17 protein-coding genes and 1 riboswitch are annotated in these 13,854 nt (G+C 56.6%); of the genes, 4 read left to right on the top strand and 13 right to left on the bottom strand.

Annotated elements, in window-relative coordinates; genetic code table 11:
* Positions 1-79 precede the first annotated feature (79 nt).
* A riboswitch (Lysine riboswitch) is annotated at positions 80-251 on the bottom strand.
* A gap of 302 nt (positions 252-553) precedes the next feature.
* Positions 554-958, top strand: coding sequence for an H-NS family nucleoid-associated regulatory protein (locus tag AB5Z02_RS20285; protein ID WP_075115902.1), 405 nt, complete (start codon positions 554-556; stop codon positions 956-958).
* A gap of 70 nt (positions 959-1,028) precedes the next feature.
* Here AB5Z02_RS20285 and AB5Z02_RS20290 read toward each other — a convergent pair whose 3' ends face one another.
* The 5 genes from AB5Z02_RS20290 to AB5Z02_RS20310 form a co-directional block, all read right to left on the bottom strand.
* Positions 1,029-1,604 (bottom strand): cob(I)yrinic acid a,c-diamide adenosyltransferase, encoded by a 576-nt coding sequence (locus AB5Z02_RS20290; RefSeq protein ID WP_368216839.1) that lies wholly within the window; start codon positions 1,602-1,604, stop codon positions 1,029-1,031.
* Entirely contained in the window at positions 1,601-1,831 is a 231-nt protein-coding gene (locus AB5Z02_RS20295) for a DUF3820 family protein (protein ID WP_005337126.1), read from the bottom strand. The genes AB5Z02_RS20290 and AB5Z02_RS20295 overlap by 4 nt, the downstream gene beginning before the upstream one ends.
* 1 nt (position 1,832) lies before the next feature.
* The gene (queE, locus tag AB5Z02_RS20300) at positions 1,833-2,504 is read right to left on the bottom strand and encodes a 7-carboxy-7-deazaguanine synthase QueE (RefSeq protein WP_069527953.1); all 672 of its coding nucleotides are present in this window, start codon (positions 2,502-2,504) and stop codon (positions 1,833-1,835) included.
* Positions 2,505-2,565: 61 nt separating this feature from the next.
* The gene (gene queC / locus AB5Z02_RS20305) at positions 2,566-3,273 is read right to left on the bottom strand and encodes a 7-cyano-7-deazaguanine synthase QueC (RefSeq protein ID WP_005359893.1); all 708 of its coding nucleotides are present in this window, start codon (positions 3,271-3,273) and stop codon (positions 2,566-2,568) included.
* Positions 3,274-3,293: 20 nt separating this feature from the next.
* Positions 3,294-3,917: a tRNA-uridine aminocarboxypropyltransferase gene (locus AB5Z02_RS20310; RefSeq protein WP_368216841.1), complete on the bottom strand. Its 624-nt coding sequence runs from the start codon at positions 3,915-3,917 to the stop codon at positions 3,294-3,296.
* Here AB5Z02_RS20310 and rrtA point away from each other — a divergent pair.
* On the top strand, positions 3,916-4,509 hold the full coding sequence (gene rrtA, locus AB5Z02_RS20315) for a rhombosortase (protein ID WP_074042643.1): 594 nt from the start codon (positions 3,916-3,918) through the stop codon (positions 4,507-4,509). The two genes, AB5Z02_RS20310 and rrtA, sit on opposite strands and share 2 nt — an antisense overlap.
* Here rrtA and pyrF read toward each other — a convergent pair.
* The 6 genes from pyrF to cmk form a co-directional block, all read right to left on the bottom strand.
* Positions 4,484-5,185, bottom strand: coding sequence for an orotidine-5'-phosphate decarboxylase (gene pyrF / locus AB5Z02_RS20320; protein ID WP_005351164.1), 702 nt, complete (start codon positions 5,183-5,185; stop codon positions 4,484-4,486). The two genes, rrtA and pyrF, sit on opposite strands and share 26 nt — an antisense overlap.
* A gap of 18 nt (positions 5,186-5,203) precedes the next feature.
* Positions 5,204-6,370 (bottom strand): lipopolysaccharide assembly protein LapB, encoded by a 1,167-nt coding sequence (gene lapB / locus AB5Z02_RS20325; RefSeq protein WP_159157060.1) that lies wholly within the window; start codon positions 6,368-6,370, stop codon positions 5,204-5,206.
* 9 nt (positions 6,371-6,379) lie between these two features.
* Complete coding sequence (locus AB5Z02_RS20330) at positions 6,380-6,664, bottom strand: LapA family protein (protein ID WP_005337143.1); 285 nt, start codon at positions 6,662-6,664, stop codon at positions 6,380-6,382.
* A gap of 158 nt (positions 6,665-6,822) precedes the next feature.
* On the bottom strand, positions 6,823-7,107 hold the full coding sequence (ihfB, locus tag AB5Z02_RS20335) for an integration host factor subunit beta (RefSeq protein WP_005299934.1): 285 nt from the start codon (positions 7,105-7,107) through the stop codon (positions 6,823-6,825).
* A 92-nt stretch (positions 7,108-7,199) separates the two neighbouring features.
* Positions 7,200-8,870 carry a 30S ribosomal protein S1 gene (gene rpsA, locus AB5Z02_RS20340; RefSeq protein ID WP_005337148.1) on the bottom strand — a complete coding sequence of 557 codons (1,671 nt, stop codon included), beginning with the start codon at positions 8,868-8,870 and terminating at the stop codon, positions 7,200-7,202.
* A 94-nt stretch (positions 8,871-8,964) separates the two neighbouring features.
* Positions 8,965-9,657 carry a (d)CMP kinase gene (cmk, locus tag AB5Z02_RS20345; RefSeq protein ID WP_111901343.1) on the bottom strand — a complete coding sequence of 231 codons (693 nt, stop codon included), beginning with the start codon at positions 9,655-9,657 and terminating at the stop codon, positions 8,965-8,967.
* A gap of 248 nt (positions 9,658-9,905) precedes the next feature.
* On the opposite strand from cmk, the gene ribA reads away from it, so the two are divergent.
* Positions 9,906-10,499: a GTP cyclohydrolase II gene (gene ribA / locus AB5Z02_RS20350; RefSeq protein ID WP_103251772.1), complete on the top strand. Its 594-nt coding sequence runs from the start codon at positions 9,906-9,908 to the stop codon at positions 10,497-10,499.
* A 79-nt stretch (positions 10,500-10,578) separates the two neighbouring features.
* Here the strand turns inward: ribA and AB5Z02_RS20355 are convergent, their stop codons facing one another.
* Positions 10,579-11,535 (bottom strand): LysR substrate-binding domain-containing protein, encoded by a 957-nt coding sequence (locus AB5Z02_RS20355; protein WP_368216843.1) that lies wholly within the window; start codon positions 11,533-11,535, stop codon positions 10,579-10,581.
* Between the two features lie 63 nt (positions 11,536-11,598).
* Entirely contained in the window at positions 11,599-12,474 is an 876-nt protein-coding gene (locus tag AB5Z02_RS20360) for a LysR substrate-binding domain-containing protein (RefSeq protein ID WP_110303209.1), read from the bottom strand.
* A gap of 95 nt (positions 12,475-12,569) precedes the next feature.
* Between AB5Z02_RS20360 and AB5Z02_RS20365 the strand changes: the two genes are divergently transcribed.
* On the top strand, positions 12,570-13,793 hold the full coding sequence (locus AB5Z02_RS20365; protein WP_368216845.1) for an MFS transporter: 1,224 nt from the start codon (positions 12,570-12,572) through the stop codon (positions 13,791-13,793).
* The last annotated feature ends 61 nt before the right edge of the window (positions 13,794-13,854 follow it).

The raw sequence follows: 13,854 nt of genomic DNA on the forward strand, positions 1-13,854 counted from the left end.
GCACCTAAAGATTACAGGTGGAGATCTACCGAGAGGATCTAAAGAAACAAAACCTATGGGGAGGTCATACTCCTCAGCCCCTTCAGGTAGCGCTCCATAGTGGATGACTATGGCAGTCCTGCACCTATTAGATGCAGAACCAGCAGCCCGGTATGATGGCCTGGCCACTTCGGCGCTGACTCCTTTCCTTGTGCATCACAGGCATCACCCTCCGCACAAATACTCATAGGCAGCGCGCCTCTACTTAAAGGTATTCGCCGCACATTTTATCGAGATGGCAGCTTATAGCAAGTTTTTTGATTAAATAGTCACGATAAACATATCAAGGTCGAATAATGGTAGTCAAATGATGCAACAACGCCTGTTTTGACGCTATTTTCACCTACTGCGGCTTCATTGGCATCCAATCACCAAGCCTATTGCTGGCCATATTAAATATCTATATTGATGTTCCCCACGGATATTAGATTTAACCCGGCTTGACTTATTTAAATCACCAAGCAAGAATCAGCTGGAACATAATATTTTTCTCTGACTCGACGTGGTAACTCCTATGAATGAATTTTTAAAGGTACTGCTTAATATCCGCAGTCTGCGTGCGACCTGCCGCGAGCTTTCTCTGGAACAACTGGAAGAGGCACTGGAAAAACTCTCTACTATCGTTGCTGAACGTCAGCAGGATGAAGCTGCCGAGCGTCAGGCCCGTGAAGAGCATCTGCGGAAAATTAACGAATATAGCGAAATGCTGAAAGCCGCCGGTATTGACCCGGCAGAATTGGTAAGCGCTGTCGCTACCAACCCCGGCAAATCAGAAAAAGCCAAGCGGGCGCCACGTCCGGCCAAATATCGCTATCAGGATAATGGCGTAGAGAAAACCTGGACCGGCCAGGGCCGTATGCCTTCGGTCATTGCCAGCGCAGTGGCAGCAGGCAAATCACTGGAAGATTTTGCTATCTGATCTCAATCTCGTTGCGAATAAAAAAACCTCGCTAGGGCGAGGTTTTTTATTGCCGCTTAAACGTGACATATCAGATAGCCGATTGCGGGCGATCTGCTGCCTTGACCCACAGCACTTCACGATCCCCTGCCACGCAGATGAGATAGCGGGCAACAGTAAAGAACCAGTCACTCATCCGGTTCAGATAGGGCAGCACCTCGGGATTGACCCGCTCTTCCCGGCTCAATGTCAGCAGCAAGCGCTCGCAATGACGCACCAGAGTACGCACCACATGCGCTTGCGCCGAGGCACGGGAACCACCGGGCAATATAAATTGGCGCAGCGGCGGCAATGGCTCACTATAACGATCTATCTGCTGTTCAAGGCGAGTGGTCCAGGCGGCATTAACTTGCCAAATTGATTCATTCTGGGCGTCGCTGGAGAATGCCAACTCGCCCCCCAGATCAAACAACTCCTGTTGCAACAGCTGTAAATCAGCCAATAAGCCGACCTCTTGCGATGGTACGTCACAAATCAGCAAGCCAATATGGGAGTTGAGCTCATCGATATAACCGTAGGTCTCGACCCGCAAATGATCCTTTGGCAACTGGATACCATCGGCCAGCCGGGTCATGCCCTTGTCGCCCTGCCTCGTATATATTCTCATACCGACATCCTGTTAATAATGGGAATAATCATGGACTCGAGTCCATTGAGTTTGATTTCGTAAGCCAACGCCAGCGTCTGGCCCAATTTACCCGCCGGAAAACCGCTGCGCGCCATCCACACCAGATAGGGCTCGGGAATATCGATGATACGCCGCCCCTGATATTTACCGTAAGGCATCTTGTTGGTCAGAGTCAGCAGCACCTGTTCGTCGGATAGCCAATCCATATTAATCAATATCCAGATATTTATGAGTCTGGATTGAGAGTCGCCAGTTACGCGCGATACAGGTATCCATCGCCAATTGGGTGGCCCTTGGCTTCTGGCTGATCGGCTGCAAGGCAATGACCACGTCCGGGCGCAGGGTAGCTGTCGCCAGTAGCGCATCCAGCTCTTCAATATGGTGCTCGGTAGCCACCGGATGCTTGATCTCGTTGGCCCGCTCCAGCGCCGAGACCAGTACAGGCAGCCCCCCTTTCATGCCGATTTTGGGGGAGACGGTCACCCAGGTCTGCTCATGGGTCTTGATCTCGCTGGTGCCACTGGTTTCAATCTGCACCTGATAACCCGCCGCCAGCAGGGCTGACGAGAGTTCGTGCAGATCGTAGAGGCAGGGCTCGCCACCGGTGATCACCACATGGCGCGCCTGATAACCCAGGTCGGTAAAGCTCTTGATAATCTGCGCGGTGCTAAGTTGGCTCCAACAATCGGATTCGTTGGAGCGATCCAGCACCGCCGCCTTGCCCACTTCACGAGCCGGATCAACAACCCAGGTATGACGGGTATCGCACCAGGGGCAGCCCACCGGGCAACCCTGCAGGCGAACAAAGATGGCGGGCAGGCCGGTAAAGATGCCCTCCCCCTGGATGGTCTGGAAAATCTCGTTGATTGGGTAGTGCATCTCGATCACGGCTTGTTGCAAAAGTCGCGGATTATACCCCAAGCCACGGCAAGACGCAGGCTCACTCTGCGCTTTTCTCACCCAGCCCGGTTTTCTCAAACAGTCTGGCCATAATGCCCGCCTTGTCGGCCAGATAGTTGTTCAGGCCGCGACTGCGCAGTTCACACGCAGGACACGTGCCGCAACCGTCACCGGCAATGCCGTTGTAGCAGGTCAGGGTCTGCTGGCGCACCGTGTCGAGGTGACCATAGTGATCCGCCAGAGCCCAGGTCTCGGCCTTGTCGAGCCACATCAAGGGAGTTTCAAAACGGATGCCGCGATCCAACCCCAGCGACACCGCCTGATTGAGGGCCTTGACGAACTCGTCACGGCAATCGGGATAGCCGGAGAAGTCGGTCTCGCAGACACCGGTGATCACCGCTTCGGCGCCCACCTGATAGGCATAGATGGAAGCCAGGGTCAGGAACAGGATATTGCGACCCGGCACGAAGGTGTTGGGCAGCCCGTTATCCTGCAGCTCGCAGCTGACAGGAATGTCGTCACGGGTCAGGGCAGAGACCGCCAGCTCATTGAGCAGCGTCACATCCATCACCTTGTGGGCAGCAATCCCCAGTGCACTGCCCAGACGGCGCGCGGTGTCGATCTCTTCCCGATGGCGCTGGCCATAGTCGAAGGTGATGGCGTGCACTTCATCATACCGGGCCAATGCCTGCACCAGACAAGTAGTGCTGTCCTGACCGCCGCTGAAAACCACGACTGCTTTTTTCATCTTGATAACTCCTTCAAATGTCACGCGCGGCGGCCTTCGGCAAAGTCCTGCCACTGGGTATTCAACCGATTGAACAGGGTCAGCAAGGGCGCATAGCGCTCCAGCCTCCCCTCCCACCGGGACAAGAGGTGATAGCCCGCCTCTATGGTAGAGAGGGCATCGGGAAAGGGTTTCTTGCGAATGGCATATTGACCGGCAATGGCACCAATGCCGATGCGGGGCAAGCGGGCCAGTGCCGGGTTGCTCTGCAACATGCGATAGGCTTTGCGCCAGGTGCCGTCGAGCAAGATAAAGGCGATGGATGCGGAGCCAGAGGATTCACTCTCCCGCTGTTGGCGAAGATCGGTCAGCGAAATGGCATCCTCATCCGGCCAGAGTAGATAGCAGCGATGGGAAGGATCTGCAAGCAACCCATTGAGCCACTCATCGCGGGAAAAGTCCTCCCCCACATGGATCTCGCACTGTTGCAAAGAGGCCGCCAGCAGCGCCGCAGTCCCCTTGGGATGTGCCACCTCGTTGGGGTGCTGCAAGATGTAGAGGGGCGTGTGATTGTCAACCGGCACAATATAATCGCACAGGCAGGCTTTGAGGGCTCGGGTGCAACGTGTACAGTATCGACTGTTCTTGTCGTTGGACTGTTTCATGTTGTCAGACAAATCTGGATTGCTCTGGGTTATCACGCTCTCTCTCACCAGCTTGCTACTCTTCTTTACCGTTCCCAATCTTCAGCTCTCCTTCGATCGGCCCTTGATCGCCGGGGGCGAAGGGTGGCGGATCATAACAGGCAATCTGGCTCATACCAATCTGTGGCACCTGCTGCTCAATCTGGGCGGCCTCGCCATCCTCTATAGCCTGTTTCGCGACTATCTGGGTGGGGCTCGCCTGCCGCTGCTGATGTTGCTGCTCTGGTTGGCAGTGGGCTTGGGGATCTGGTGGTGGTGCCCGCAGACCCAATGGTACATGGGGCTATCAGGCTCGCTGCATGGCCTGTTTGTCTGGGGGGCAATGCAGGATATCCGCCACGGACGCCGCACGTCGGGCTGGCTACTGTTGGCAGGGATGGGGCTCAAGCTGGCGATGGACTTCTACAATGCGGGAGAGAGCCCGATATCCACCCTGATCAATGCCAGGGTACACATCGGCTCTCATCTTATCGGGGCCGGTGCAGGCCTGTTGCTCGGCCTGCACCGCGTATCACTGAGTGAGCCTGTTACGCACCAGCCAGCTCGGCATTGATGCTGGCCAGCATGGCGGCCGGATCGGCAGCCTGCGTAATGGGGCGACCGATAACCAGATAATCGGACCCCGCCTCGACCGCCGCTTTCGGTGTCATCACCCGGCGCTGATCCCCGGCCGCTGAACCGGTCGGGCGAATACCTGGGGTCACCAGCTTGAACTCATCACCCAGCAAGGCTTTCAACTCATGGGCCTCGTTGGCAGAGCAGACCACCCCATCCAAGCCGGATGCCTTGGTTAAGGTAGCCAGCCGGATCACCTGCTCGGCAGGGCTCACATCCAGACCAAGAGGGATCATGTCGGACTGCTCCATGCTGGTCAGCACGGTCACCCCGATCAACAATGGCGCCTTGTCGCCATAAGGCAGCAGCGCCTCTTTGGCGGCACGCATCATCCGCTCACCACCACTGGCATGCACGTTGACCATCCAGACACCGAGCTCGGCACTGGCTGCCACGGCTTTGGCAACGGTATTGGGAATATCGTGAAATTTCAGATCCAGAAAGACATCGAATCCCTTGGCCACCAGCTGGCGTACAAACTGCGGGCCAAACAGGGTAAACATCTCCTTGCCTACCTTGAGACGGCACTGGGCCGGAGAGATACGTTCAACGAACGCTAAGGCATCTGCCTCGTGCTGATAATCCAGCGCTACCAGTACTTTGGGATCTTGCATCTCACATCCTATTGCTTGTTATTCACCGTCCAGACCACGGATCGGCTTGATGGAACCCCACTGGCGACAAGACGGGCACTGCCAGAACAGCGAGTGAGTGGCAAAGCCGCACTGCCGACACTTGTGGGTTGACTTGATTTTGATCTGCTCGCCGACCAGCTGTTGCAGCAGTTCGAGGCTCTCCTTGGCGGGCCCCTCTTCCGCACTGGCCAGCTGAAAACCCACCAGCTGGTAAAAACCTTTCATCGACGGATGACGACGCAGCTGACGCAGCACCAGCGAACGGGCCTGGCTCAGGCCATCACGCTCTTCAACCAGCTTGGCAAGGGCCAGGGTCACGCTGACACCGGCGTGATCTTCCACTGCCTTCTCAAGCAGCGGGATCAACGCAGGCGTGCGCCCCAACTGCTGATAGCACTCGAGCAATTTGGGCATTGCCTCGGAGGCAAAGTCGATATCCTGCTCGAACACCCGCAGCAGCTCCTTACTGGCCTGCTCATACTCCCCCTCTGCCATGGCGAGCTCAGCGAGGCGCAAACTGGCCCGGGCACATGCCGGATTGATACTGAGCGACCGTTTGAGCTTGGCCAGCCCCTCCCCTTTATTGCCCTCACGCAGCGCGATCTCGGCTTGTTCGCAATAGAAATGGGAGATGGGGTCGGCCAGCTTCTTGCCCTGGAATTTTTGCAGACGAACCGCCACATCGATGGCCTTATCCCAATCCCGCAACTGCTGATGGATGATCAACAGCTGTGCCAGCGCCGTCTCTTCATAGTCGCTGTCGTCACACAGCTCATTCCAGAGTGCTTCAGCACGGTCGAGCAGACCGGCAGCAAGAAAGTCGCGCGCAAGCTCCTGCAGGGCAAGCTGTCGCTGCTCCCGGGTCAGTTGGCGGGTTACCAGGTTCTGGTGGATCTTGATGGCACGATCGACCTCCCCACGCTGGCGAAACAGGTTGCCGAGGGAGAGGTGTGTTTCGATGGTTTCACTGTCCACCTCAAGCAGCTGGATAAAGAGATCCACCGCCTTGTCGGATTCATCGGACAGCAAATAGTTGAGGCCCGCCACATACTGGCGGGAAAACTGGTTACTCTGTTTTTGGGTGTCCTGGCGAACACTCCTGCGACCCATGTACCAACCATAACCGGCGGCGATGGGCAACAGCAGGAAAAGCAGTTCAAGCATTGAGGAACATTATTCCTTACCCGGTGACCGGGCCAGCTCCAACTCGCGGGATTGACGACGCATGGTGCGGTTGAGGGTGCGGTTTTGCATTTTCAGGCGCAGGAACAGCAGGCCGAATACCAGCCAGCCCAGCAAAAAACCGCCAGCGAAGAAGAAGCCCAACAGCATGGCAAGCGAAAACTCACCCTGAGCGATCAGGTAATTGAACTGAACCAGCTGGCCATTTTGTGAGCCCAGCGCCAGGGTCAGAACAAACACCAGCACCAGCGGAATGAGGGCCAAAATACGCTTCATAAGAGCTCCCTGTCAGTATCTAATGAGAGGCTGATTATCCTTAAAATCGCAGGCAGACTCTAGAGTGAATGGGAAAAGAGTTTAAGAAACAAGACGATTGGCACAGGAATCGGTGCCAAAAAGAAAAAAGGCATACCCGAGGTATGCCCATTTCTGCATTATTCAATGATGTTGACGCGCTCGCGCAACTCTTTACCAGGTTTGAAGTGCGGGACATATTTCCCGGTCAGTTCAACCTTGTCCCCAGTCTTGGGGTTGCGGCCCACACGGGGCGCACGATAGTGCAGTGAAAAACTGCCAAATCCGCGGATTTCAATCCGGTCGCCGTTTTGCAAGGTCGACGCCATCTGCTCAAGGATCTCCTTGATGGCGGCTTCGACATCCTTGGCCGGCATATGCATGCGGCTGGCTGCCAGTTGTTCGATGAGATCTGATTTGGTCATAACGTTAAATCTCCTTCCCCGATCACATGCAATATTCATTTTGCCAGGATAAAAAAGGGCGGCGCAATGCCGCCCTTTTCTTGCATCAAGGATTACTCACCCTTGGCGGCTTTGAACGCTTCCATCATAGCATTGCTGAACACAACTTCTTCTTGCTGGTTCAGGTTATCGATAGCAACACGCTCATCAGCCTCGTCCTTAGCACGGACAGACAGGCTTACGGTGCGGTTCTTACGATCAACGCCCATGAATTTAGCTTCAACTTCGTCACCAACAGACAGCACCAGAGTGGCGTCTTCTACGCGGTCACGAGCAGCGTCGGAGGCACGCAGGTAGCCTTCTACGCCATCAGCCAGTTCGATAACGGCACCTTTGGCATCAACCTCGGTAACCTTACCCTTCACGATAGCACCTTTCTTGTTGTCAGCCAGGTACTTGTTGAACGGGTCTTCTTCGATCTGCTTGACACCCAGGGAGATGCGCTCACGCTCCGGATCCACTTGCAGAACAACTGCTTCGATCTCGTCGCCTTTCTTGAATTCACGCACGGCTTCTTCGCCCTGGTTGTTCCAGGAGATGTCAGACAGGTGAACCAGGCCGTCGATGCCGCCATCCAGACCGATGAAGATACCGAAGTCAGTGATGGACTTGATCTTGCCGGAAACACGGTCGCCTTTGGCGTGAGTTTCGGCAAACAGCTGCCACGGGTTGGATTTGCACTGCTTCAGACCCAGGGAGATACGACGACGCTCTTCGTCGATGTCCAGAACCATCACGTCAACCACGTCGCCAACGTTAACAACTTTGGACGGGTGGATGTTCTTGTTGGTCCAATCCATCTCGGATACGTGTACCAGGCCTTCAACGCCTTCTTCGATTTCAACGAAGCAGCCGTAGTCGGTCAGGTTGGTCACGCGGCCAGACAGACGGGTGGTCTCCGGGTAACGCTTGGCGATAGCAACCCAGGGATCTTCGCCCAGCTGCTTCAGACCCAGGGATACACGGGTACGCTCGCGGTCGAACTTCAGAACCTTGACAGCGATCTCGTCGCCAACGTTGACGATTTCGGAAGGATGCTTAACGCGCTTCCACGCCATGTCGGTGATGTGCAGCAGGCCGTCAACACCGCCCAGATCTACGAATGCACCGTAGTCGGTCAGGTTCTTGACGATACCCTTAACTTCTTGACCTTCTTGCAGGTTAGCCAGCAGGCTTTCGCGCTCGGAGGTGTTCTCGGTCTCGATCACGGCACGACGGGAAACAACAACGTTGTTGCGCTTCTGGTCCAGCTTGATGACTTTGAACTCGAGTTCTTTGTTTTCCAGGTGAGCGGTGTCACGGATCGGACGCACGTCAACCAGAGAACCCGGCAGGAAGGCACGGATGCCGTTCAGTTCAACGGTGAAACCACCCTTGACCTTGCCGTTGATGATACCGATAACGGTAGCTTGCTCTTCGTAAGCCTTCTCAAGCTGCAGCCAGGCTTCGTGACGCTTGGCTTTTTCGCGGGACAGCTTGGTTTCGCCGAAACCATCTTCGATAGAGTCCAGAGCCACATCAACGGTGTCGCCGACGTTGATTTCCAGCTCGCCCATGGCGTTCTTGAATTCTTCAGCCGGGATAGCGGACTCGGATTTCAGACCGGCGTCAACCAGTACGAAACCGTTCTCGATAGCAACGACAGTACCCTTGACGATGGAACCTTGACGGGTTTCAACGGCGTTCAGGGACTCTTCAAAGAGTTGAGCAAAAGATTCGATCATTGTTTATGTCACAAATGAAACATCCACTTGCAATCCGGCACAAGCGGGGCTGTTTTAAATAATCTGCGCCATCCTTGGTGCAGACGACCGGATGTCAGCTTGCGCTGGCATCACCAAGTTGTTGCTCTGCATAGGCGAGTACTGTTGCCAGCACTTCATCTATGGTCATGGAGGTAGAATCTACCACCAGAGCATCTTCTGCCGGTTTCAGGGGTGCAGTAGCGCGATTTCTGTCGCGATCGTCACGTTCCCGAATCTCGGTTAAAAGACGCTCAAAGTTAACATCAAAGCCCTTATCTTGCAACTGCTTATAGCGACGCTGGGCCCGTTCTTCGGCACTGGCGTCGAGGAAAATCTTCACCTCGGCCTCGGGGAAAACAACTGTGCCCATGTCACGACCATCGGCAATCAGACCCGGGGCCTGACGAAATGCCCGCTGACGGCGCAGCAAGGCTTCGCGCACACGGGGGAAGGCGGCGATTTTACTGGCTGCATTACCCACTTCTTCGGTGCGGATGGTGCGGGAGACATCTTCCCCTTCCAGGATAACCTTGACCAAATCGCCCTCAACCTGAAATTGCACATCCAGATTGGCAGCCAGCGGCACCAGTGAGGCTTCACTGTCCAGCTCTACATCGTGATGCAGGGCGGCCAAGGACAACACCCGATAGATGGCGCCCGAGTCCAGCAAGTGCCAACCCAGCTTCTCAGCAAGCAGCTGACACAAGGTGCCTTTACCTGCACCACTGGGGCCATCAATTGTCATTACGGGGGCCATCTGAGGCATAACTTCTCTCCTGCACTGTGTTGCTCCCATCCCGAAGGGGTGGGTTAATGGGCGCCGATTATACCCGAATGTGGTGAGCCTGGCAGTCATCAATCCGCACAAAGGGCCAAAACCCCGACGGACAGCTGTGCTTGTATCTCATTTGGAGATTTCATTAAGCAATGCAGGGACTTGTTCTTATGGTCGTTCCTGACAAGGCGCGCTAAACTGGCCCCCTTTTTTGAGCCGTTAGTAGTAAGGAGCAACCTATGAGCAGCGTTACCCTCGTGGCCCAATCCAAATTGCCAACCCCTTGGGGCACCTTCACGCTGGTAGGTTTTCAGGAAACCGGCACAGGCAAAGATCACGCCGCACTGGTGATGGGCGACATTACCGGTGAAGAGCCCGTGCTGGGCCGGATCCACTCAGAGTGCCTGACCGGCGACGCCCTGTTCAGCTTGCGTTGTGACTGCGGTTTCCAGTTGCAGGCGGCCATGGAGAATATCGCCAAAGCCGGTCGTGGCGTATTGCTGTATGTGCGTCAAGAGGGTCGTGGCATCGGCTTGCTCAACAAGATCCGCGCCTATCACCTGCAGGATCAGGGTGCCGATACCGTGGAGGCCAACGTGGCCCTTGGTTTCGCCGCCGACATGCGCGATTACACCATCTGCGCCGATATGCTCAAGCAGCTTGAAGTCAAGTCTCTCAAACTGATGACCAACAACCCGCGCAAGATGAAAGCCATGGAATCCTTCGGTATTCCGGTGGCCGAACGGGTACCGTTACAGGAAGGACGCAATCCACACAACGAGTTCTATCTGTCGACCAAGGCCAACAAGCTGGATCACATGCTCAAAAAATGAGCCTGCATTGACAAATACCGGATAGTCAAACGCCTCCCATTGGGAGGCGTTTTTCTTGGGATGACCACTACAACCCAAGCTATCTAAGTGGCACGGTCAGATTGGCCAGCAGAGCTTCAAGCTCTTCGCCAGTGCGGGCAGCACAGTATTGTTCGACCCGCTCGCGGGTCAATTGCGGCGCGAGACGTTCAATCAGATCGTAGAGATAGCCGCATAAAAATGCCCCTCTGCGCAACCCGATAGCGGCCACACAGCCTGGTAGCCAGGGCGCCGTTTTGAGCACCAGATCGCCATCGCGCTGGGGCTCCCAGGCAAAGGTTGCCATCACCCCTATACCCATCCCTTGTCTGACATAGGTCTTGAGCACATCGCTGTCGCTCGCACAGCAGGCGATCCGGCTCTCGGCATTAGCGCAATCAGTGCCATGAGCTGTGGAGAGAGCCCTTCCATCGGTCACCAATGCAAACTCCACCAGCTCAGCCGGAGTCAGCGATGTTGCTTTGGCCAACGGATGATCCTTGGGTAGCACCAAGCCCCGTTGCCACTGAAAAGAGGGGAGCATCAGCAGATCGCTCCCCTCCTCCGGTTCATCCGCCAGCAGCAGATCGGCAGCGCCATCATGCACGGCTGCGCGGCACTGCGCCGCACTCCCCTGCATCACAGTTACGGCAACTTTGGGGAAGCGGGCCATGAATCCCTTGAGGATGGTGGGCAGAATATAGCGAGCTTGCAGATGAGTGGCGGCAATGGTGAGGGTTCCCTGCTCCGGATGCACATGCTGCCTGGCCATTACCTTGATGGTGGCGACCTTGTCCAGCACCTCGGCGGCCACTTTGATCACATCCCGACCTATGGGGGTGATCTGGGTCAGGTGTTTACCGCTGCGCTCGAAGATCTGGATCCCCAGCTCATCCTCCAGCATCCGCACTTGTTTGCTGATACCGGGCTGGGAGGTAAAGAGGCTCTCGGCGGTGGCCGACAGATTCAGCCTGTGGTTCGCCACCTCGACGATATAGCGCAATTGCTGCAATTTCATGGTGTAGCCCTCAAGCGAACCCACCATTAATAGTAACAAACTTTCAGCAATGGCCCGCCGCCATCAGGCCGGACGCTCCTTGAGTAGAAAATCGCGCAAGGCACGGTTGGCCATGGAGAGCGGATCACCCCGCCGCCACGCCACGCAGAGATCGAGATAGATAGGCGGGTCGAAGGGCACGCCACGCAGATCCGGCTCCTCTTCCAGCACCATCCGCAAGAAGGTGGTCACCGCAAAGCCTTGCCGCACCACCGCCTTGAGCAGAGGGATAAGATTGCTCTCGAAGGCGATATCGGGTTCGACGCCCAGGCTCTGGGCCAGCGCCTCCATATGCTCTCGGTGGTAGAAACCACGGCGAAACAGCGCCAACTCCTGAGCGAAAAACTGCGAGAGGGTGACGGCCGGTTCGCCGCGCAAGGGGTGATCGTCGCCCACCACCATCAACATCTCTTCGCTCAGCAGATGTGCTCCCTCGATGGCGGGGGGGAGATCACTGGTGATGAGAATGGCCAGATCGAGGGAGCCATCCACCATCCGGCTGAGCAGCTCGCGGGTACCGGCCTCCTCAACCCGGATCTTGAGGCCGGGGTAGCGGTGCTTGAAGGCCATCAGACGAGGGGGGAAATAGTAGGAGCCCATCATGTAGGGGATCCCGATCCGCACCTCCCCCCGCTCCAACCCCTTCAGTTCGGCCATCTCGGCCTCGGCCTGATGCATCTGCAGCAACAGACGCTCGGCATGGCGACAGAGCACCTCTCCCTCTGGGGTGAGCCGTACCGCACGGTCCTGTCGATCAAACAGTCGCAACTCGAGCTGCTGCTCCAGCTTGGCGATGGCCATGCTGATGGCCGGTTGTGCCACATGCAGACTGTTGGCTGCCTTGGTAAATGAGCCGGCATCCCTGACCGCCAGCAGATAGGTGAGCTGTTTCAGATCCATGTATCAATTCATCTTATGAGATAGATAACTTAAATATATTATATTTATAACCGCAAGGACTCTACCCTGACCAAAAGTAGTCAGGACAATACGCAATGATTGAAGTTGGAAGTCGCGAGTGGATACGTGCAACCCTGGCCCTCAGCCTGGGCTCCTTTCTGGTGTTTCTTAACCTCTACCAGACCCATCCCCTGTTACCCCTGATCGCCGAGGTCTTCTCGGTCAACTCCCTCTCGGCCAGCTGGACCCTGGCAGGATGCACTGCTGGCCTCGCCTCCTCCCTGCTGATCTGCGCCAGACTGGCGGATCGCCATGGCCGTCGGCAGGTCATGCTGGGTACCCTCACCCTGGCGATCCTGCTCTCACTGTTGATCCCGCTGGTTGAGCAGTTTGGTTCCCTGCTGTTGCTGCGCATCCTGCAGGGCGCGCTGCTGGCAGGACTGCCCGCGACCGCGATTGCCTATATGGGGGAAGAGTTCAGCAAACGGGCGCTGCTCTCGGCGGTGGGGGTCTATATTGCCGCCAACTCCCTCGGTGGCATTGCCGGTCGGGTGGTCGGCGGTCTGTTGGCGGGCTGGTTTGGCGACTGGCAGCATACCTTTCTGGGGATCGGAGTGATCAGCCTGTCACTGCTGCCGCTGGTCTTCTGGCTGCTGCCCCACCAGACCCGCTTTGTGGCGAGCGCCCCCGTTCGCGGTCAATTTGCCCGCGCCTTGCAGCAACACTTGACCAATCCCTTGCTGGTAGGGGCTTACCTTATCGGCGGGCTCAACTTTATGGTGTTTCTGAACCAGTTCAGCTATCTCACCTTCCTGCTGGCCAAGTCCCCTTTCTCCCTGCCCACCCAGTGGCTCGGCATGCTGTTTCTCACCTATCTCTCGGGGACGGTGGCCTCCTCACTGAGCGGCCGCTTTGCCAACCGCTGGGGGGCACAACGCATGCTGCTGGTCGGGATCACCCTGATGGCCCTCGGCAGTCTGTGGCTGCTGCAAGCTAGCCTGCTCGGTATCCTGAGTGGCTTGCTGATCTCCAGCTTCGGCTTTTTCCTGGCACACGCCTGCGCCAGTGCCTGGGTGGGTCATCATGTCGAACACAACCGGGCCCTCGCCTCCTCCCTCTATCTGGTGGCCTACTATCTGGGGGCGAGTCTGGGGGGACTTTACCTGCACCCCTTCTGGGAGCAAGGCGAGCTGGGCGGTCTGGTCATGGGAATTGAACTGGTCCTCATCCTGACGGCGGGCTTGAGCCTCTGGCTCGGCCGTCTCAAGCAGCGAAGCCAATCGCCACTGCCCGCCCAGCAACCCCACCGACACGGGTAACGGGCTCAGCGCAAACAGGGTCACCCACGAGCAGATGGCGATCTCGCAACCCAGCACCGCC

It is taken from the genome of Aeromonas sp. R2-3, assembly GCF_040908375.1.
Taxonomy (GTDB): Bacteria; Pseudomonadota; Gammaproteobacteria; order Enterobacterales; family Aeromonadaceae; genus Aeromonas; species Aeromonas veronii.